Raw genomic sequence first — 18,150 nt, forward strand, 5'->3', positions numbered from 1 at the left:
CTGATGACCGTCATGGAACCGAGCACCCAGCGCTCCGCCCGCACCCGGCACTACCTGATGTGCCGCCCGACCCACTTCGAGGTGACGTACTCGATCAACCCCTGGATGGACCCCGGCAAGCCGGTGGACACCGAACTCGCCGTCACCCAGTGGGAGCAGCTTCTCGCCCTGCACCGGCGGCTCGGCCACCACGTCGAGCTCGTCGACCCGCTGCCCGGCTACCCCGACATGGTGTACGCGGCCAACGGCGCCACGGTGGTGGACGGCAGGGTCCTCGGGGCCCGGTTCCGCGACGTGGAGCGGGCCGCCGAGGGACCGGCCTACCTACAGTGGTTCCGCGAGCGCGGATACCTGGTGCACGACCCCGTCCACGTCAACGAGGGCGAGGGCGACTTCCTGCTCGCCGGTGACCGGCTGCTGGCCGGCACGGGCTTCCGCAGTGCCCCCGAGAGCCACGCGGAGGCCGAGGAGTTCCTCGGCCGCCCGGTCGTCGGCCTGGAACTGGTCGACCCGCGCTTCTACCACCTCGACACGGCCCTGACCGTCCTCGACCACGACGAGATCATGTACTACCCGGGCGCCTTCGCCCCGCACAGCCTGGCCGTGCTGCGCCGCCTGTACCCGGACGCGATCCAGGTCGACGAGGCCGACGCCGAGCACTTCGGCCTCAACGCGGTCAGCGACGGCCGCCACGTCATCCTCCCCGAGTCGGCCGCCGGGGTGGCGCGGCGCCTGCGGGAGCGCGGCTTCGAACCCGTCGGCCTCGACCTGTCCGAACTGCTCAAGGGCGGCGGCAGCGTGAAGTGCTGCACGCTGGAGATCCGCGACCGCCCCGCCCGCGACTGACATGCGGCGGACACCCGGGTACCGGACAGGTGGCGGGATCGAGCGTCCATCCGCTGTAGATCGCTCCCCGGTTTCATCGAACGACGAGGGTCTCCGACGGGGGAGCCCGGAGAGGAACGACCAGGCATGACTACCGAGGAGTTCACGCACCCTCCCACCGAGGAGGAGGCGCGGGCCGCCTTCGTGTCCCGGGCGGCCGGGGCGGCGGCGGACGCCGGGGAACTGATCGACCGGGCCGCGGCCCTGCTGCCGCCCGCCGTCACCGGGGACCGGGCCCGGACCGGCGGCGAGGAGGACCTCGACACCCTGCTGGCCGCGCTGGCGGGGCAGCTGGCCGGCCGGTCCCGCCTCGGCACGGTCCCCCCGCAGTCCACCGCGTGGGGGCTCGACCTGGACACCGGCGTCCTGCGCCGGGTGCCCGCCGAGCGGCTGGCCGTGCCGGCCGACCCGGCCGGAAACCCCGCGGTGGGAGTGGCGGCGGGCCTCACCTGGGTGGGCGCCCTGGAGGCCGGCATGACCGCGCACTGCGAGGCGCTGCTGGCCCGGCGCCTCGCGGAGCCCGGCACCCGGGTGCCCCGGCTGTGCGCCGCGGGCCGGTGCGACGGCCGGTGTGCCGCCAACGACTGCGCCAGGATCGCCACAGGTGCCTCGCGCCCCCTCTACGCGGCGGGCGAACCCGTCGCCCACGACCTGTCCGGGCTGCTCTCGCTGCCCGGCTGCGCGATCCGGCTGGACCCCCGCCCGGACACGGTCGTGGCGACCGGCGCCACCCGCGCCGAGGCCCTGCGCCGTGCCACCGCGCGCGCCCTGGCCGCCGCCGCGGGCCGCGGCCCACGCCCGCTGCCCGCGATCGGCCCGGACCGGGAACTCCCGCCGCCCGGAGCCGGACCGTCCGCCCCCGTGCACTGGTCCCGGCCCCTCGACGCGCTGCGCGCCCAGGGCCGTACCCCGGTCGCGGTGCTCCTGGACCAGGACCCCCGCGTCAACGAGGTACTTCCCTACCTGGTCCACGTCGTGCTGCTCGACGGCCCTCGATGACGCCACCGCGCGCTCCGGCCGGTGGCGCCCGTCCGCCGGCCGGTCACGAGCCGATCGCGCCGGCCCGGCAGGGGAAGCCGTGGGTGGGTTCCGCCGTCGGCCGAGTCGGGCGGCCGAGCCGGGCGGCCGGTCCGGGCCCGGTGGGGATGTGTGACCATCGGTGACGGCAGTGACCGTCGGTCCGCTCGGAGGGAGACGCGTGCAGGGACTGGTCCGGGTGCTGGTCGCCGACGAGATCGTCGTGGCGAAGTACGGCGATCTGATCGACGACGTGCTGGACGTGCCGCTGTTCTGTCCCCGCTGCGGCCGCACGGCAGGGCTGACGCTGGTGGCCGACGGACGCGAGGCGCACCTGGAGTGCGCGGAGGGCCACGTCTGGACCGACCCCGAGGTGGCCGCGTGCGGGGTGCGGCAGCTGCTGCACCTGAGCGCACAGGGTGCTCCGCCCCGGTTCCCGGGCGCGAGGGTCAGGATCGACATGCTGCCGCGGATCTCCGAGGACCGGACGCTGTACCCGCCGTCGCCGGGCGCCCCCGGGCACCTGCGCTGGGAGGACCGTGTCCTGACCGCGACCGGCACCCCGCCGCTGACCGACTGCCTGCACTGGGCGCGGCGGCTGTGCGCCTGGGCCCTGCCGAGCGACGGCGAGGTCTACGAGCGGCTCTACCCGCCCGCCGGAGGCAACGCGCTCGACGCGCACATGGCCGTCGTACTGGTCGCACTGGCCCTGTACGCGACCGCCGCCGGAGAGGACCTGGCCCGCTGCGAGCAGGTGGTGCCGGACCGGGCGGCGGAGCCGCTGGCCGGTGCGGAGCTGCGGTGGCTGCGCCCGACGGGAGCGGGCGGCCTGGGCGGCCGGCTCCGGGTGACCGACGTGCACCGGCTGGCGACCGCCGCGCCCGACACCTACGAACGGTGGCGGACGGCAGCCCGCCTCGTGCTCTCCGCGAACGCCGACGACCGGCCCGCCGTGCCACTGGCGGACCGCAACGGGCGCCTGCCCGCGGTGGCCGACGGCGTGACCTGGTACGCCCCGGTCGGCAGACCCGACGTGGGGCGCACCGGTGACGGGCCCTTCGGAACCCACCGGGGACAGGCCTAGTACACCGCTTCGAGGATCCCCAGGATCTGCTCCTCGGTGGGCTGCCGGGGCGCGTTGCGGGTGACCGCGTCCGCGAGGGCGCCCGCGGCGACGGGGCGCAGCAGGTCCGGGCGGGCGCCCAGCTCGCGCAGGGGCCGCTTGATGCCGAGGGCGCCGGAGATCTCGCGGACGGCACCGATCGCGGCGCGCGCCCAGTCGCCGTCGGCGGGCGGGGCGAGCCGCAGGGCGCGGGCGGTCTGCTCGTACGCCTCCTGCGCGGCCGGTGCGCTGAACTCCAGGACCTCCTCCAGGACGGCGGCGAGCGCGACCCCGTGCGGGGTGCCGGTGTGGGCGGTCAGGGCGTGCCCGATGCCGTGCACCAGGCCGAGCCCCGAGATGGTCAGGGCCTGGCCCGCCAGGTGGGCGCCGAGCATCAGCCCGGCCCGTGCCTCCAGGTCCGAGCCGTCGGCGTGGGCGACGGGCAGCCAGCGGCCGACCATCGCCACCGCCTGCGTCGCGTACGCCACCGACACCGGGTTCGCGCCCCGCGAGGCCAGCGACTCGATGCCGTGCACGAGGGCGTCGATGCCGGTGGCCGCCGTGATCCGGGCGGGCAGGCCGAGCGTCAGCTCCGGGTCGAGCAGCGCGATCCGCGGCTTCACCGAAGGGTGGCCGAGGTACACCTTGCGGCGGGCCCCGGTGTCCTCGACGACCCCGAAGCCGTTGGTCTCCGCACCGGTGCCCGAGGTGGTCGGGACCGCGATCAGCGGCAGCCCGTCGAGCGCCTCCCACAGCGCGTCCGCGTCGGCCGCCGCCGCGTCCGCGTTGCCGACCAGGAGCGAGATGCCCTTGGCCGCGTCGAGGACCGAGCCGCCGCCGAGGGCGACCACCACGGCCGGGCCGAACTCCCGCGCTCGTGCGGCGCCTTCGTCGACGTTGCCGGTGGAGGGGTTGGCGCCGACCCCGTCGTACACCCCGTGCTCGACGCCCGCCGCGTCCAGCACCTTGAGCACCCGGCCGACGATGCCGGCGGCCCGCAGCCCGCGGTCGGTGACCACGAACGCGCGGCTCATGCCGAGGGAGGAGACCAGGTCGGGCAGGTACGAGAGGCGGCCCGGACCGAACTCGATACGGCAGGTGGGGTCGACGGTCAGCTGGCTGGTGAGGGACTCGCCCATGGCGTACGGCTCCTGGAGACGCGGGTGGAGGGTGTGTGGTTCGACTCAGGCGGGGGTGCTCAGCAGGGCCTCCTCCGGACTCGGCAGCCGGAACTCCCGCCCGGCCAGGGCCTCGTAGAGCCGGACCGGGCTCATCTCCCCGGCCAGGTCGCCGTGTTCCGCCTTGGAGCGGCGGTAGATCTGCTCCACGAGCGCGGACAGCTCGGTGGCGACGCCCAGGTCGCGGCCCAGGTCCACGGCGAGGCCCAGGTCCTTGCAGGCGAGGACCATGGCGAACGAGTCGTCGTAGTCGCCGTCGACCAGCACGGACAGCAGGTCCTTCTCCAGGAGGTGCGAGGCGGCCGGGCTGGCGAGCAGCGAGGTGCGCAGCACGCCCAGGTCGACGCCCGCCTTCGTACCCATGGCCAGCACCTCGGAGGTGGCGACCAGGTGCGTGAACCACAGCAGGTTGATCATCAGCTTGACCGTGTAGCCGGCCCCCAGCGGGCCCACGTGCAGCACCTTGTCGGGGTCGCCCATGGCCTCGAGGACCGGCAGGCAGGCCCGGAAGTCGTCCGCGGCGCCGCCGACGAAGATCTGCAGCCGCCCGGCCTCGGCACCGTGCGCCATGCCGCTGACGGGGGCGTCCAGGCGGCGCACCCCGCGCCGGTCCAGGACGTCGGCGGCGATCCGGTCCGCGACGGCCGGGGTGGAGGTCGACATGTCGATCCACCGGGCGCCCGCGGGCAGCGCCTCGGCGGCCGCGCCGCGCAGCAGCACCTCCTCCACGATGCGCGGGTTCGGCAGCATCGTGATCAGCAGTTCGGCGTCGGCCACGCACGCGGCAGGGGTGCCGGCCCAGCTCGCGCCGAGCGCCAGATGTTCGGCGGCGGCCTCGGGCCGGGTGTCGTGCACGGTGACCCGGTGTCCCGCCTGGATCAGGTGGCGGGCCATGTGGCGTCCCATGTTGCCCAGGCCGATGAAACCGATCCTCATCGTTGTCCTCGCTAGGTGAAGTGAAGTAGGGGGACGGGGCCGTTCAGGCCAGGTTGATCCAGGTGGTCTTCAGCGCCGTGTACGCGTCCAGCGCGTGCAGGGACTTGTCGCGTCCCGCGCCGGTGGCCTTGAAGCCGCCGAACGGGGTGATCACGTCACTCGCGTCGAAGGTGTTGATCCAGACCGTGCCGGCCCGCAGCCGCCTCGCGGTGCGGTGGGCGACCGTCACGTCCCGGGTCCAGACGGACGCGACCAGCCCGAAGTCGCTCTCGTTCGCGAGCCGTACGCCGTCCTCGACATCCCCGTCGTACGACACCACGGCGAGCACCGGGCCGAAGATCTCCTCCCGGCCGACGACGGACGTGTTCGCCACGCCGTCCAGCACGGTCGGCTCGACGAAGCTGCCGCCGGTGCCGGTGAGGGTGCGCCCGCCGCCCAGCAGCACCCGGGCCCCGTCCGCCTTTCCGCGCTCGATGTAGCCGAGGACCCTGGCGAGTTGGGCCTCGTCCACGACGGGTCCCATGACGGTGGCCGGGTCGAGCGGGTCGCCGACGCGGAAGGTCTCGGCGGTGATCCGCCCCACGGCGTCGAGGAGTCGGTCCTTGACCGAGGCGTGCACGACGACCCGGGAACCGGCGTTGCAGGTCTGGCCCGTGTTGTAGAAGATCCCCCACGCCACGGCGGACGCGGCGGCCTCGATGTCGGCGTCGGCCAGGACCAGCTGGGGCGACTTGCCGCCCGCCTCCACGGCGACCTGCTTGCCGTTGGACTCGCCCGCGTACACCTGGAAGAGCCGGGCGACCTCCGCAGACCCGGTGAACGCGATCTTGTCGACCTCCGGGTGGCGCCCGAGCGCCTGGCCGGCGACCTCCCCGCGCCCCGGAACCACGTTGAGCACGCCGTCCGGCAGCCCCGCCTCGGTGGCCAGCGCCGCCAGCCGGAGCGTGGCGAGCGAGGTCTGCTCGGCGGGCTTGAGGACCACGCTGTTGCCGGTGGCGAGCGCCGGGCCCAGCTTCCAACTGGCGATCAGGAGCGCGTAGTTCCAGGGCACGACCACGCCGACGACACCGAGGGGTTCGCGGGTGATCAGCGCCAGCGCGTCACCGGGGGTCGGGGCCACCTCGTCGTACGTCTTGTCGATCGTCTCGGCGTACCAGGCGATCGTCTCCGCCGCCTTGGCCACGTCGACCCGCACCGACTCGGTGATGGGCTTGCCCATCTCCAGGGTGTCCAGGAGGGCCCAGTTCCTCGGCGTCGGCGAGGATCAGTTCGGCCCAGCGCAGCAGGATCCGCTTGCGCTCCTTCGGGGCGAGGTCACGCCAGCGGCCGTCCTCGAAGGCGGCGCGCGCGGACCGCACCGCCCGGTCGACGTCCTCGGCGCCCGCGGCCTGCACCTGGGCCAGCACCGCACCGTCGCGCGGCGAGACGCTGGTGAAGGAGTCGCCGGAGGTGGCGTCGGTGAAGGAGCCGTCGATGAACGGGCGCGTCTCGAAGGCGAGTTTGCCGGCCGCGGCCAGCCAGTCTGTGTACGAGCGTGCCAGCAACTCGTCGATCGGGTATGTCACTTGATCCTCCAGCGGTCGATCGCGTCCTCGTCCAGCTCGACGCCGAGGCCGGGCAGGTCCGGGACCTCCAGATCGCCGTCGGCGTTCACCCGTACCGGCTCGGCGAGCATGAAGTCGCGGCGCTCGGGGGTCCAGCCGGGCGGGTCGTAGGGGAACTCGAAGAACGGGCCGCCGCCGACGCCCGCCGCGACCTGCAGGTTGGCGAGCACGCCGATGCCGTTGGTCCAGCTGTGCGGAGTGAACTGACGGTGCTTCAGCTGGGCCAGCTCGGCCAGGGTGCGGGCGCGGTGCATGCCGATCGCGAGCACCACGTCCATCTGGTAGATGTCGAGGGCGTCCTCCTCCAGGTAGCGCAGCAACTCGGTGGGGGAGTGGTGCATCTCGCCGGCGGCGATCCGCACCCCCGGGTTCTCGGCCCGCAGCTGCCGGAAGCCGTTCAGGTCGGCGTACGGCAGCGGTTCCTCCACCCAGAAGACGTCGAGTTCGGCGAGGCGGGCGACGGTCTTGCGGGTCCTGGCGAGGTCGGAGGCGTTCGCGGTGTCACCGGCCATCCGCCAGGACTGGTTGAGGTCGACCATGATCTCGAAGCCGGGCCCCAGTTCCTCGCGCACCGCCCGGACCGCCGCGACGCCCTCGTCGACGCGGTTGCGGTCGATCCGGATCTTCATGGCGCGGAAACCGGCCTCGCGCACCCTCAGCGCGGTCTCGACCCGCTCCTCGGGGGACTTGAGCTCGCCGGAGGAGGCGTACGCGGGCAGCTTCTTCGCCGCGTTGCCGAAGAGCTCCGAAACCGGGCGGCCGTGCACCTTGCCGATGACGTCCCAGAGCGCGGCCTCCAGCGGCCAGTAGTGGGCGCCGTGGAAGTTGGCGGTCTCGATCGCCCGCACGTGCCGGGTGATGTCGAGCGGGTCCTCGCCGACGAACAGGTGCTTGTACGTCTCGAACCCGTCCATCAGGTCGCCGGAGCCGATGCCGGTGACGCCCTCGTCGGTGTGGACGCGCACGATGGTCGCGTCGAAGACGCGGCGCGGCTCGGGGTCCCAGGCGGCGCGGAACGGGGGGTCCAGCTCCAGCCGGAGCCGGTCCAGGACGACGTCGGTGATCTTCATCGGGCGAGCACCTCGGCGGTCGGCGAGTAGAACGGGTTCGTGGCGCCCTCCTTGGCGGCCGCCAGCACGTCGGCGACGGTCGGCGTGCCGGTCACGGCGGCCCGGACCGCGCCGTACGCGGCGGCGCGCTGGTTGCGGAAGGAGGCGTCCAGGTCGTCGACCGCGGGGTTGACCCAGATCGCGGCGATGATCAGCAGGTCGTCGGCGTCCGCGGCCGGGACCAGCCCCTCCTCGACGGCGTCCGCGACCCCCTGCGCGAGGCCGGCCTGGGCGGCACCCCAGGTCGCCCGCTCGTGCAGCTCGCCCGCGGCGGCCGCCTTGGTCACGAACAGGGTCAGCGGCTTCACCGGCACCGAAGGCCGCACGACCGTGAGGAACGGCACGTGCCCGGCGCTCGGCGTGGCCAGCGCCGTCGCCCACGCGGTCTCGACGGGGCCGCCCTTGCGTCCGAGCACGATGTTGGTGTGGGCGGCGTTCGCGCCGTCGCCGACGAACGACTCGCCGATCAGCGCGGTCGCCGCGAAGCCGGGCGGACGGGTGGGGGAAACCGGCGTGGGCATCGGATCTCCTGAGCCTGGGAAGCGTGACGCACCGGGCGCGGAAGGACGAACCTCACGTGCGGCTCGTATGCGGAACCTGTTGCCAGGACGAACCTCGCATTCGGTGCGGTTCCTCCGGCCCGATGCGGCGAATCTAGGTCGGCCGCCACCCCCTCGCAAGGCGCCGACGGGAATCGAAACGCCGGTTGCTCTGCTGACAACTTCGACGCTGACCTGGGGTTCCTTCACCGGTTTACGCGCCTACGATGACCCCGTGACCGACTCCTCCGCGGCCTCCCGCGGCCACGGCCTGCGCCGCGACATCGACCTCCTCGAAGCCCTCGCCTCCGACGAGGCCCAGGATGCCGGCGGCCTCGGCGTCGTACGCCTCGCCCAGCTGGTGGGCCGCGAGAAGACCCAGATCTCCCGGGCCCTGAAGGCGCTGGCCGCCGAGGGCATCGTCGAGCGCGACCCCGACACCCTGGAGTACCGCCTCGGCTGGCGGCTCTTCTCCCTGGTCGCCCGCACCTCCGAGAGCCGGCTGGTGCGGGTGGCCGAGCCGGTCATGCACGCGCTGTCCGCCGACCTGGAGGAGACCAGCCACCTGTGCGTGCTCAGCGACCGGGACGTCCTCACCCTGCTCTCCGTCTCCGGGCACTCCTTCCGCGTGCACGGTTGGGAGGGGCGCGGGGTGCCCGCCTGGCGGCTGTCGGCCGGGCGCGTGCTGCTCGCCGACGCGACCCCGGACGAGCTGTACGTCCGCTTCGGGACGACCGGCGAGATACCGGTGCAGGACCTGTGGGCGCTCATCCAGGACGCCCGGCGGCAGGGCTACGCGCGGGTCAGCGAGGAGTTCGAGGAGGAGCTGGTCGGGGTGTCGGCGCCGATCCGGGACTTCCGGGGCCGGGTCGTCGCCGCGATCAACATCTCCGCCCCGAAGGCCCGGCTCGGCGACCGGCTCGACGAGGCGGGGCGCACCACGGCACGGGCGGCGGCCAGGGTGTCGTCGCTGCTGGGCTGGGAGCCCCGGCGTGCCCCGCAGGCGCGGGCCCGGCTCACCTGAGGGCTCTCCTGCGGCGGGCTCCCCGCGTGATCGGCGAGTTGCCCTCACAGCAACCCCCGTTGCGATCGGCCGGGGTTGCCTTGTCGGCTTCATGACGCGCTCGTAAATTCACCGCGCATCGGACGAGCCTCGTCCGGAACGGAGAAAAGAGCAGCTCATGAACCTCGCCGGCATCGACCTCCTGGCCAAGGCGCCGCTCGCGGAAGGCGATGTGTTCCTCGGCGGCCGCTGGCTCCCGGCCGCCGACGGACGGACCTACCCCGTGTACGACCCGGCCACCGGCGATCCGGTCAGAGAGGTCTCGGCGGCGGGGCCCGAGGACGCCCGCGCGGCGGTCGAGGCGGCACAGGCGGCCGCGGCCGGCTGGCGGGCGACCCCGCCCCGGCGCCGTTCGGAGATCCTGCACCGCACCTTCGAGCTGATGCGCGAGCACACCGACACCCTCGCCCGGCTCATCGTGCTGGAGAACGGCAAGGCCCACCGGGACGCGGCGGCCGAGGTGGGCTACGCGGCCGAGTTCTTCCGCTGGTTCGCCGAGGAGGCGGTCCGGATCGGCTCCTCCTTCGGGGACGCCCCGGCCGGCGGCTACCGGCACGTCGTACGCAGGCACCCCGTCGGCGTCACCGCGTTCGTGACCCCCTGGAACTTCCCGGCCGCCATGGCCACCCGCAAGATCGCCCCCGCGCTCGCGGCCGGCTGCCCGGTGCTGCTCAAGCCCGCCCCCGAGACCCCGCTCACCGCGCTCGCGGTCGCCGCACTGCTCACCGAAGCCGGCCTGCCCGATGGCCTGCTGAACGTGCTGCCGACCGACCGCGCCCCCGAGGTCGTCACCGCCTGGCTCGGCGACGAACGGGTCCGCAAGTTCTCCTTCACCGGCTCCACCGCCACCGGCAGGCTCCTCCTGGCGCAGGCCGCGGCGAACGTCGTCAACGTGACGATGGAGCTGGGCGGCAACGCCCCCTTCGTGGTGTGCGCGGACGCCGACGTCGACGCCGCCGTACGCGGCGCGATGGACGCCAAGATGCGCGGCGGCGGCGAGGTCTGCATCGCCGCCAACCGGTTCTACGTCCACGCAGGCGTCGCCGCCGAGTTCGCCGAGAAGTTCGGCGCCGCCATGACCGCCGTCCGCGTCGGCCCCGGCCTCGCGGAGGGCGTCACCCTCGGCCCGATGATCAACCAGGCGGCCGTGGACAAGATCCGCTCCCTGGTCGACGACGCGGTGGCACGCGGCGCCCGGATCGCCGCGCAGGGCGAAGTCCCGGACGGACCCGGCCACTTCCACCCCGCGACCGTCCTCGTCGACGTCCCCGACGACGCCCGCATCCTGCACGAGGAGGTCTTCGGTCCCGTCGCGCCGCTCACCACCTTCACCGACGAGGACGAGATGGTCACCCGCGCCAACGCCACCGTCCACGGCCTGGCCTCGTACGTCCACTCCCGCGACGTCGGCCGCGCCCTGCGCCTCGCCGAACGCCTGGAGGCCGGCATGGTCGGCGTCAACCGCGGCCTGCTCTCCGACCCCGCCGCGCCCTTCGGCGGCGTCAAGCAGTCCGGCCTCGGCCGGGAAGGCGGCCGCGAGGGCATCGAGGCCTTCCTGGAGACGCAGTACATCGCCCTCGACTGGCCCCTCTGACCGGCCCCTTCGCACCTCTGCCCGTCCCCGCCCGCTCACCCGCTCACCCCGAGGACCGCTCATGGCAATGACGCCTGCGACCCAGCAACCGCCCGGCACCCCCGAAGTGCCCGCCGACCGCGTCCGCGAACGCCGCCGCCTGCAGACGAAGCTGAAGCTCGCCACCCAGATCGGCGAGGGCATCGACGGCTACATCATCGGCGGCATCGGCATGGCGATGACCGCGCTCACCGCCGACCTGCACCTCTCCACGCTCATGGAGGGCCTGGTCGGCGCCTCCCCGCTGATCGGCATCTTCGTCGGCGGCCCGCTCTTCGGCCGCCTCGCCGACCGCTACGGCCGCCGCCCGGTGTTCCTCGCCGACATGCTGGTCTTCCTGGTCGGCTCGGTCCTCCAGTTCTTCGTCACCGACGGGCTCCAGCTCTTCCTGATCCGGCTGCTGATGGGTGTCGCGATCGGCGGTGAGTACGCCATCGGCGCCCCGCTGCTGTCCGAGTACGCCCCGAAGCAGGGCCGCGGCCGGCTGCTGGCCAGCCTGGAGATCAGCTGGTACGTCGGCTACGCGCTGGCCACCGTGGTCGGCGCCCTGTTCGCGGACGTCGACGGCGGCTGGCGCTGGTCCCTGGCCAGCAGCGCGGTCATCGCGGTGGTGTGCGTGTCCCTCCGGGGCGGCATCCCCGAGTCGGCCCGCTGGCTGCTGAGCAAGGGGCGCCGGGAGGAGGCCGAGGCGCTGATCGAGCGCTACGGCATCGAGATCGACGTCGACGCGGAACTCGACGAGCGGAGCGCGACCGGACAGGCCGGCTTCTGGGCGCTGTTCAGCAGGGACCACCTGCGCAGCACGGTCTTCGCGAGCGTCTTCTGGGCGGCCCTGGTGCTGCCGTACTTCGCCATCGGCACGTTCTGGACGCAGGTCTTCGACGCCCTGAACATGGGCGACAACGCGGTCGCGGCGCTGCTCGTCTACTCGTTCACCGCGGTCGCCGGGGTCACCGCCGGCTGCCTGGTCGTGGACCGCATCGGCCGCCGCAGGCTGCTGATCCCGCCGTTCTGGATCACCGCGGCCTGTCTCGCGCTGGTCGCGGTGTGGCCGCACTCGACGCCCGTCATCGTCTGCGGCTTCCTCTTCTTCATCTTCCTCAACGCGGCCTCCAGCGCGCTCACCGCCGTCTACCCGCTGGAGGTGTTCCCCACCTCGCTGCGCGCCACGGGCGTCGGCTTCGCCACCGCGATGAGCAGGGTCGGCGCGGCCGTCGGCACCTTCCTGCTGCCGATGGGCCTCGACCGGTTCGGAGTCGAGTTCGTCCTCCTCGTCGGCGCCGGGGTGCTCGCGCTCGGCGGCCTGGTCTCCCAGTTCCTCGCCCCGGAGACCACGGACCTGGACCTCGCGAAGGCGGCGCGGACGGCACGCGGCCCGGTGAACGGCTGACGCCCCTGCCCACGAGGCCGGGCGGGCCCCGCGAGCGAACGCCCGCGGGGCCCGCCCGGCCGTGCCGGGTGCCGTCCGCGCGGGCTTCGACGGCGTCAGGTGACACGACCGGCATGCATAGCTTGCGGCCCCGGGTACGGCGCCGGACCCCCCGCCCCGACGTAGCGTGAGCCCGTCACCGCCCGCCCGCCCCGCACCACCGGGAGTCCCAGATGGCCCGCTCCGAAGCCCGCGTCCCCACCGACCGCCCCGCCCGCTACGCCAAGCAGCTCGCCTCGCACCTCGGCCGCCGCTCGCAGACCAGCTGGGACGAGGAGACGGGCACCGGCGGCATCGTCTTCCAGAACGGCACCGGCACCCTCACCGCGACCGAGGGCGCCCTGCTGCTGACCGTGGAGACGGACCCCGGGAACCTCGACGTCCTGGAAGACGTCGTCGGCCGGCACCTGGTCCGCTTCGGTACCCGCGACGAACTCGTCGTCGCCTGGCACCGCGACAACGGCGAGCCGGGCACCACCCAGCGCAACTCCGAGGACCCGAAACCCCACTGAGCCGGCTGTACCGGCTTGACGGGGACGCGGCGGGCGCCCTCGCCACGGCGGTCGCGCAGCGTCCGGGCGATGCGCGCGAACGGCACCGCGTCGCCGGACGCGGCGACGAACCCGTGTCCGGCCGCCGCGGGCGCGGTCAGGGCGCGCAGGTGCAGGTCCGCGACGCCGCGCACGTCGACCACGGCGGTGTGCGGGTCGGGGATGCCGGGCACCCTCCCGGTCATCATGGCCTGGACCAGCTGCAGCGACCCGGACAGGTGCGAGCCCCGGGCCGGGCCGAAGACGCCGACCGGGTCGACCACCGCCGGCTCCGGCCCCTGATCCCGCTCGCGCACGAAGTCCCACGCGGCCCTCTCGGCCGGCGTCCTGGACTTCGTGCACGCGGTGACGCCTGGCCCTGACAGGTCGCTCAAGTCGTCTTCGGCGAACGCTCGGCCACTCGCCGGACGGCCGTATCCGGCCGCGCCGAACGACGAGGTCAGCACGGCGCGGCGCACGCCGGCCGTGCGGGCCGCGCGCAGCACCCGCAGGGTGCCCTCGCGGGCGGGCGCCTGCCGGCTCACGGTGGTGCCTCTCTCCGATCCGGGCGGAACCTTTCCGTCCAGCCGCGGTTGCAGGGCCGAGTTGCGTCCGCGTTATCGAAAACGTACTGTCGAAAATGCGTTTTCGCTACGTGCGCGGCGCATACCACCCACGACCGGAGGCGGGGACCATGACCGACAAGCAGGCGCCGGGATCGCGGCGCCGGCGGCTGACGGCCGAACGGGAACGGGAGATCCTCGACATCGCCTTCGACCTGGTCGCCGAGGTCGGCTACGAGCAGGCCACCGTCGACGAGGTGGCCCGGCGCGCGAAGGCCAGCACCGCCACCCTGTACCGGCAGTGGGAGAACAAGCCGAGGCTGGTCGTGACCGCCATGGTCACGCGCAAGTACCCGCCGCTGGCCCCGATCGACACCGGCGACCTGCGCGGCGACCTGGTGGAGCTGGCATCGTCGATGCCCGCCCCGCACCCCTACGGCACCCCGACGCTGGGCATCTGGCAGGCGGTCATGGCCGACCCCCAGCTCGCCCAGGCGCTGCGCGACGTGATGTTCGCCCCCTACCTGGACCAGCTGCGCTCGATCCTGAACCGGTACGTCGAACGCGGCGTCGTCCGTGCCGACAATCCGGCGCTGGCGCATGCGGAGATGTTCCTGCTCGGCAGCTTCTTCGTGGAGAAGCTCTTCACCGGCACCGAGGCAGGTCCGGCCCAGCTCATCGCAGTCGTCGACGCCCTGCTGCTGCCCGCATTGACCGCCGGCAGCTCGGACCGCACACCGCCCGGCCGCTGATTTCCCCGTACCTCCGTTCTTCGAATGCTCGAAAGGACCCCTCTGATGAGCACCGACACTGTCCTGGTCACCGGCGGCTCAGGCTTCCTGGGCGGACGGGTGATCGCCCAGGCCCTGGCCGAGGGCCACCAGGTCCGCACCACCGTGCGCTCCCTGGCCCGCGAGCCCCAGGTCCGCACGGACCTGGACGCCATGGGCGCCCGGGCGGGCGACCGGCTGACCTTCGTCGAGGCCGACCTGACCCGTGACGACGGCTGGGCGCAGGCCGTCGCCGGCTGCCGCTACGTCCTGCACACCGCCTCGCCGTTCCCGGGTGAGGAGCCCGAGCACGAGGACGACCTGATCGTCCCGGCCCGCGAGGGCACGCTGCGGGTGCTGCGCGCGGCCCGCGACGCGGGCGTCGAGCGCACCGTGGTCACCTCCTCCTTCGCCGCCGTCGGCTACGGCCGCCCGGCCACCGACCGGGCGTTCACCGAGGAGGACTGGAGCGACACGGACGCCGATCTGCCCGCCTACATCAAGTCCAAGACCCTGGCCGAGCAGGCCGCGTGGGACTTCATGAAGCACCGGGGCGGCACGATGGAGTTGTCCGTCGTCAACCCGGTCGGCATCTTCGGCCCGGTCGTCGGAACCGACCATGCCGCCTCGATCAACATGATCACGGGCCTGTTCCACGGCGCACTGCCCGGCACCCCGCGCCTGTACTTCGCGGTCGTGGACGTGCGCGACGCCGCCGAGCTGCACCTGCGCGCCATGACCGCACCCGAGGCCGCCGGGCAGCGGTTCATCGCCGCGGCCGGGGACGCCGTCTCCCTGCACCAGATCGCGCTCGCCGTCCGCGCCCGGCTCGGCGAAGCCGCCGCACGCGTACCCGTCCTCGAACTGCCCGACGAGGCGGTCCGCCAGGCGGCCGAGACCAACCCGGCACTCAAGGGCCTGCTGCCCAACCTCGGCAAGATCCGCCACGTCAGCAACGACAAGGCCCGCACCCTGCTGGGCTGGACCCCGCGCAGCAGCGAGGACTCCGTCGCCGCCACCGCCGAAAGCCTCCTCCAGCTCGGCCTCCTGCCGACAGCCGGCTCCTGACCCCCGCACCCCACCACGTCCGGCTCGCGCCCGACGCCGAGCGCCCGGGGGTGTGGACCGACCCGGACCGCTGACGGGCGGGGGCCGCACGGCAGGCCAGGGCGGCACGAGTTGCACCCGTTGATCGACTCCCGCAGAGGTGCCCGTGCCCCACCCCGATGCCCGACCGGCCTAGTCGAACTGGCTCGGCAGCGGTGCCGGGGTCTTGCCGGACAGCACATCCCGGAGGCGCTTGGCGCCGTTCTGCACGGCCAGGGCGGTGCTGTCGTGGTCGGCGCCCGAGAGGCCGCCGTTGGTGACCGCGGCCCCGGAGGCGCCGACGCGCAGCACCGCGACGTCCAGGGTGGTCGTGGCGGGCTGCCCGTTCGAGGTGCCCGCGACGGTGACCGTGAGGGCCGCCAGGTTGTCGCCCGCCTTGGGCGGTTCCTTGTACTCGACGACCTGGACGGTCCGCTTGCTGCCGTCGGAGGCGGTGGCCGAGAACTGGTTGCACTCCGTGGGGAGGTTCTTCAGCCACTTGACGGTGGCGTCCACGGCCGCCTGGCCGTAGTCGCCGACCTGGTACAGCAGCCGGGAGTCCTCCGAGGTGAAGCCGCGCAGCCCGGAGGCGCCGGTGGCGCGGCCCAGCAGGGTGTCGGAGTAGAGGCTGTCCAGCAGCCGCTGGCAGTCGGCCGCGTCGGACTTGGCGGTGAGGAAGCCGGCGACGTCGACCTTCCCGACCAGCATCTGGTTGCGCCAGGTGGCCGCGTCGTTGGCCAGCTGCCAGTCGTCCTCGATGTCGGCCGGCGTGATCAGTGCGGCCTGCGCCCCGGGGCCGGTGAGCGCGGGGGTGCGCGACGGGGCCGGGGAGCGCTCGGCGGCGGGCGACACGGCCGCGGCCTCGGGGGAGCCGCTGCCGTCCGAACAGGCCGCCGCCGTGGCGAGCAGGGTCCCCGCCGCCAGGGCCGTGGCGAGCACACGCGCGGGTCGGGACGGACGGGTCATCGCGACTGCCTCCTCGGGAACGCGGTACGTCACCGGCGGACGGCGCCGGTGCGCCCCTTTCGCCGGACGACGCCGGACGACGCCGGACGGCGTCGGTACGACCTCCACGCCACCACCGGCCGCGGGCCCCGACCACTCGCACGTGCCATTCGGGTGAGCGTCGTGATCAGGCCGGCGTGATCCGCACCCGCCGGCTGCCGCAGCGCGGGCACACCGCGTCCGTGAGCGGCGACGGCACGGCCCGGCCTGCCTCGTCGACGTACTCCAGGGTGCTCTGCAGCTCCGGATCGGCGACCGGGTCGGTGAAGAACACCGCCTGGAAGACGGCCTCCCAGCCATGGCCGCACCGCCCGCAGCGGAACGCGAAGGTCTCGGGCACGGCGCCCGGCACCGGCCCGGGACCCGGGGGCTCGGTCATCGGCACCGGCTCCTGTCACTCGGCCTCCGCCACCAGCGCACCGCCCCGCCCGGCCGACGGCAAGTCGGAGCCGGGTGTCCCAGGCGTGGACGCCCCCTTGACGCCGGGCGGAGGCCGATCGACACTCCAGATGGGAATCCTAGTGAAAAGGTAGGGAAAGATGGGTCGCCTGCGCATGCTCACCGGCAGACAGCGCCGCGAGAGCCCCGCACCCTGGCCGGCCCCCCTGCTCACCTCCCGCCGCCACCTCGACCTGCTGCGCATGTGCGGCGCCACCGGCCGCAGAGGCTGAGCGCCCGATCCCGGCCGTACGAGCCGGGCGCCCGTCCGCCAGGACGCACCGAATCCCGCCGAGCACCCGACCGACGAACGCTTCGGCCGCGCGTACGTCCGCGCGCCCGCCCGCCCCCGGGGAGACGCATGTCCATCACTCCACTCGCCGCCCTGCCGGCCGTCCGCACCGCCCCCGCCTTCCGGGGCCGCATCGGCCGCGACGCGCGCAGCGGCCACTACGCCGTGCCGCGCCGCTACCGGCTGCACCTGTCCACGGCCTGTCCCGACGGCCTGCGGATCGCCGTCGGGCACACCCTGCTGGCCCTGGACGACTGTTGTCCGGTCACCTTCCTGCCCGCCGTCCCGGACTGTCCCGACGGCAGCCACGCGGTGCTGCGCCCGCTGTACGAGGCCAGCGCGCACCGCTATGCGGGACCGGCCCTCGCGCCGGTGTTCAGCGACGGCTGGTCCGGCCGTATCGTCAGCACGCACAGCCGGGACATCCTGCGCGACCTCGACCAGCACTTCGGTGACGGCGCCGCCCGGCTCTACCCGTGCGGTGCCGAGGGCGGGATCGAGGCCGTCGAGCGGCTGTGCGCCGAGGACATCGAGCAGGCCGCCCAGCGCGCCGGACGCGAGGGCGGCGACCCGCAGGCGCTGGCGGTGCTGCTCGCGGCCCTGGCCGAGCTGGAGCGCCGGCTGACCGGGGCCGAGTTCCTGGTCGGCGATCAACTCACGGCCGCCGACATCGAGTTGTGGGTGGCGCTGGTGCAACTCGACACCGTGCACCGCAACCACCTCGACGCCGCCGCGGTGCACGCCGTCGCCGGCCACCCGGCGCTGTGGGCCTACGCCCGCCGGCTGGCCGCCCACCCGGCCTTCGGCACCCACCTGGACCTCGACGGCATCGCCCGCCGCCACCACGGCCGTTGCCAGGGCCTGGAGGCCGCCGGCGCGGCCGTCCAGATCCTGGACTGGGCGGGCCACGCGGCGGACGCACCCGGCTGTCCGCGCAGGTGAGAGCGGCCCGAACCGTTTCGCCAGTCGGA

Annotated in this window: 18 protein-coding genes and 1 pseudogene; 12 read left to right on the plus strand and 7 right to left on the minus strand. The window is 74.0% G+C overall.

Translation table 11 applies throughout. The annotated features are described in order from the left end of the window. The first annotated feature begins 3 nt into the window (after window positions 1-3). From ddaH to ACIQVL_RS20490, 3 genes are all read left to right on the plus strand, one after another. Complete coding sequence (gene ddaH / locus ACIQVL_RS20480; RefSeq protein ID WP_403439507.1) at window positions 4-846, plus strand: dimethylargininase; 843 nt, start codon at window positions 4-6, stop codon at window positions 844-846. 126 nt (window positions 847-972) lie between these two features. Beyond that, window positions 973-1,884, plus strand: coding sequence for a hypothetical protein (locus ACIQVL_RS20485; protein WP_403439505.1), 912 nt, complete (start codon window positions 973-975; stop codon window positions 1,882-1,884). A 199-nt stretch (window positions 1,885-2,083) separates the two neighbouring features. After that, window positions 2,084-2,986, plus strand: a complete 903-nt coding sequence (locus ACIQVL_RS20490; RefSeq protein ID WP_403476010.1) for a hypothetical protein — start codon at window positions 2,084-2,086, stop codon at window positions 2,984-2,986. Here the strand turns inward: ACIQVL_RS20490 and ACIQVL_RS20495 are convergent. The 5 genes and pseudogenes from ACIQVL_RS20495 to fae all read right to left on the minus strand — a co-directional run bounded on the left by ACIQVL_RS20495 (window position 2,983) and on the right by fae (window position 8,352). Continuing rightward, window positions 2,983-4,143, minus strand: coding sequence for an iron-containing alcohol dehydrogenase family protein (locus ACIQVL_RS20495; protein WP_403439502.1), 1,161 nt, complete (start codon window positions 4,141-4,143; stop codon window positions 2,983-2,985). The genes ACIQVL_RS20490 and ACIQVL_RS20495 overlap by 4 nt on opposite strands. Window positions 4,144-4,188: 45 nt before the next feature. Then, complete coding sequence (locus ACIQVL_RS20500) at window positions 4,189-5,118, minus strand: NAD(P)-dependent oxidoreductase (protein ID WP_403476011.1); 930 nt, start codon at window positions 5,116-5,118, stop codon at window positions 4,189-4,191. 43 nt (window positions 5,119-5,161) lie between these two features. Then, window positions 5,162-6,683 (minus strand): annotated as a pseudogene (locus ACIQVL_RS20505) (aldehyde dehydrogenase family protein). Further along, window positions 6,680-7,792: a mandelate racemase/muconate lactonizing enzyme family protein gene (locus tag ACIQVL_RS20510; RefSeq protein ID WP_403476012.1), complete on the minus strand. Its 1,113-nt coding sequence runs from the start codon at window positions 7,790-7,792 to the stop codon at window positions 6,680-6,682. Before ACIQVL_RS20510 ends, ACIQVL_RS20505 begins: the two are co-directional and overlap by 4 nt. Next, window positions 7,789-8,352, minus strand: a complete 564-nt coding sequence (fae, locus tag ACIQVL_RS20515; RefSeq protein WP_403476013.1) for a formaldehyde-activating enzyme — start codon at window positions 8,350-8,352, stop codon at window positions 7,789-7,791. The genes ACIQVL_RS20510 and fae overlap by 4 nt, the downstream gene beginning before the upstream one ends. Before the next feature lie 253 nt (window positions 8,353-8,605). Here fae and ACIQVL_RS20520 point away from each other — a divergent pair, with 253 nt between their 5' ends. The 7 genes from ACIQVL_RS20520 to ACIQVL_RS20550 all read left to right on the plus strand — a co-directional run bounded on the left by ACIQVL_RS20520 (window position 8,606) and on the right by ACIQVL_RS20550 (window position 15,426). Then, window positions 8,606-9,394, plus strand: a complete 789-nt coding sequence (locus ACIQVL_RS20520; RefSeq protein ID WP_403476014.1) for an IclR family transcriptional regulator — start codon at window positions 8,606-8,608, stop codon at window positions 9,392-9,394. Window positions 9,395-9,551: 157 nt separating this feature from the next. After that, window positions 9,552-11,027, plus strand: coding sequence for an NAD-dependent succinate-semialdehyde dehydrogenase (locus ACIQVL_RS20525; RefSeq protein ID WP_403476015.1), 1,476 nt, complete (start codon window positions 9,552-9,554; stop codon window positions 11,025-11,027). 61 nt (window positions 11,028-11,088) lie between these two features. After that, on the plus strand, window positions 11,089-12,456 hold the full coding sequence (locus ACIQVL_RS20530; protein ID WP_403439488.1) for an MFS transporter: 1,368 nt from the start codon (window positions 11,089-11,091) through the stop codon (window positions 12,454-12,456). Between the two features lie 212 nt (window positions 12,457-12,668). Further along, window positions 12,669-13,007 carry a DUF2218 domain-containing protein gene (locus ACIQVL_RS20535; RefSeq protein WP_403439487.1) on the plus strand — a complete coding sequence of 113 codons (339 nt, stop codon included), beginning with the start codon at window positions 12,669-12,671 and terminating at the stop codon, window positions 13,005-13,007. A 69-nt stretch (window positions 13,008-13,076) separates the two neighbouring features. After that, the gene (locus ACIQVL_RS20540; protein WP_403476016.1) at window positions 13,077-13,328 is read left to right on the plus strand and encodes a hypothetical protein; all 252 of its coding nucleotides are present in this window, start codon (window positions 13,077-13,079) and stop codon (window positions 13,326-13,328) included. 391 nt (window positions 13,329-13,719) lie between these two features. Next, a complete protein-coding gene (locus tag ACIQVL_RS20545; protein WP_403439483.1) occupies window positions 13,720-14,340 on the plus strand; it encodes a TetR/AcrR family transcriptional regulator in 621 nt (206 codons plus the stop codon). 45 nt (window positions 14,341-14,385) lie between these two features. Next, window positions 14,386-15,426, plus strand: coding sequence for an SDR family oxidoreductase (locus ACIQVL_RS20550; protein WP_403476017.1), 1,041 nt, complete (start codon window positions 14,386-14,388; stop codon window positions 15,424-15,426). A 171-nt stretch (window positions 15,427-15,597) separates the two neighbouring features. Here ACIQVL_RS20550 and ACIQVL_RS20555 read toward each other — a convergent pair whose 3' ends face one another. Together ACIQVL_RS20555 and ACIQVL_RS20560 are read right to left on the minus strand one after the other, a co-directional pair. After that, window positions 15,598-16,410, minus strand: a complete 813-nt coding sequence (locus tag ACIQVL_RS20555) for a hypothetical protein (protein ID WP_403439480.1) — start codon at window positions 16,408-16,410, stop codon at window positions 15,598-15,600. Between the two features lie 166 nt (window positions 16,411-16,576). Next, the gene (locus ACIQVL_RS20560; RefSeq protein WP_403476018.1) at window positions 16,577-16,828 is read right to left on the minus strand and encodes a hypothetical protein; all 252 of its coding nucleotides are present in this window, start codon (window positions 16,826-16,828) and stop codon (window positions 16,577-16,579) included. 160 nt (window positions 16,829-16,988) lie between these two features. Here ACIQVL_RS20560 and ACIQVL_RS20565 point away from each other — a divergent pair, with 160 nt between their 5' ends. Then, window positions 16,989-17,120 (plus strand): hypothetical protein, encoded by a 132-nt coding sequence (locus ACIQVL_RS20565; protein ID WP_403439476.1) that lies wholly within the window; start codon window positions 16,989-16,991, stop codon window positions 17,118-17,120. A gap of 128 nt (window positions 17,121-17,248) precedes the next feature. After that, window positions 17,249-18,121 carry a glutathione S-transferase C-terminal domain-containing protein gene (locus ACIQVL_RS20570; protein WP_403476019.1) on the plus strand — a complete coding sequence of 291 codons (873 nt, stop codon included), beginning with the start codon at window positions 17,249-17,251 and terminating at the stop codon, window positions 18,119-18,121. Window positions 18,122-18,150: the final 29 nt, after the last annotated feature.

The organism is Streptomyces sp. NPDC090499 (assembly GCF_044769305.1).
Lineage (GTDB): Bacteria > Actinomycetota > Actinomycetes > Streptomycetales > Streptomycetaceae > Streptomyces.

Excerpts from the sequence above, each read along its gene's own strand:
- ACIQVL_RS20525 (WP_403476015.1), top strand. The coding sequence starts at position 9,552 with ATGAACCTCGCCGGCATCGACCTCCTGGCCAAGGCGCCGCTCGCGGAA.
- ddaH (WP_403439507.1), top strand. The coding sequence starts at position 4 with ATGACCGTCATGGAACCGAGCACCCAGCGCTCCGCCCGCACCCGGCAC.
- ACIQVL_RS20545 (WP_403439483.1), top strand. The coding sequence starts at position 13,720 with ATGACCGACAAGCAGGCGCCGGGATCGCGGCGCCGGCGGCTGACGGCC.
- ACIQVL_RS20535 (WP_403439487.1), top strand. The coding sequence starts at position 12,669 with ATGGCCCGCTCCGAAGCCCGCGTCCCCACCGACCGCCCCGCCCGCTAC.
- ACIQVL_RS20540 (WP_403476016.1), top strand. The coding sequence starts at position 13,077 with ATGCGCGCGAACGGCACCGCGTCGCCGGACGCGGCGACGAACCCGTGT.
- fae (WP_403476013.1), bottom strand. The coding sequence starts at position 8,352 with ATGCCCACGCCGGTTTCCCCCACCCGTCCGCCCGGCTTCGCGGCGACC.
- ACIQVL_RS20565 (WP_403439476.1), top strand. The coding sequence starts at position 16,989 with ATGGGTCGCCTGCGCATGCTCACCGGCAGACAGCGCCGCGAGAGCCCC.
- ACIQVL_RS20485 (WP_403439505.1), top strand. The coding sequence starts at position 973 with ATGACTACCGAGGAGTTCACGCACCCTCCCACCGAGGAGGAGGCGCGG.
- ACIQVL_RS20555 (WP_403439480.1), bottom strand. The coding sequence starts at position 16,410 with ATGACCCGTCCGTCCCGACCCGCGCGTGTGCTCGCCACGGCCCTGGCG.
- ACIQVL_RS20500 (WP_403476011.1), bottom strand. The coding sequence starts at position 5,118 with ATGAGGATCGGTTTCATCGGCCTGGGCAACATGGGACGCCACATGGCC.
- ACIQVL_RS20560 (WP_403476018.1), bottom strand. The coding sequence starts at position 16,828 with ATGACCGAGCCCCCGGGTCCCGGGCCGGTGCCGGGCGCCGTGCCCGAG.
- ACIQVL_RS20550 (WP_403476017.1), top strand. The coding sequence starts at position 14,386 with ATGAGCACCGACACTGTCCTGGTCACCGGCGGCTCAGGCTTCCTGGGC.
- ACIQVL_RS20495 (WP_403439502.1), bottom strand. The coding sequence starts at position 4,143 with ATGGGCGAGTCCCTCACCAGCCAGCTGACCGTCGACCCCACCTGCCGT.
- ACIQVL_RS20570 (WP_403476019.1), top strand. The coding sequence starts at position 17,249 with ATGTCCATCACTCCACTCGCCGCCCTGCCGGCCGTCCGCACCGCCCCC.
- ACIQVL_RS20530 (WP_403439488.1), top strand. The coding sequence starts at position 11,089 with ATGGCAATGACGCCTGCGACCCAGCAACCGCCCGGCACCCCCGAAGTG.
- ACIQVL_RS20510 (WP_403476012.1), bottom strand. The coding sequence starts at position 7,792 with ATGAAGATCACCGACGTCGTCCTGGACCGGCTCCGGCTGGAGCTGGAC.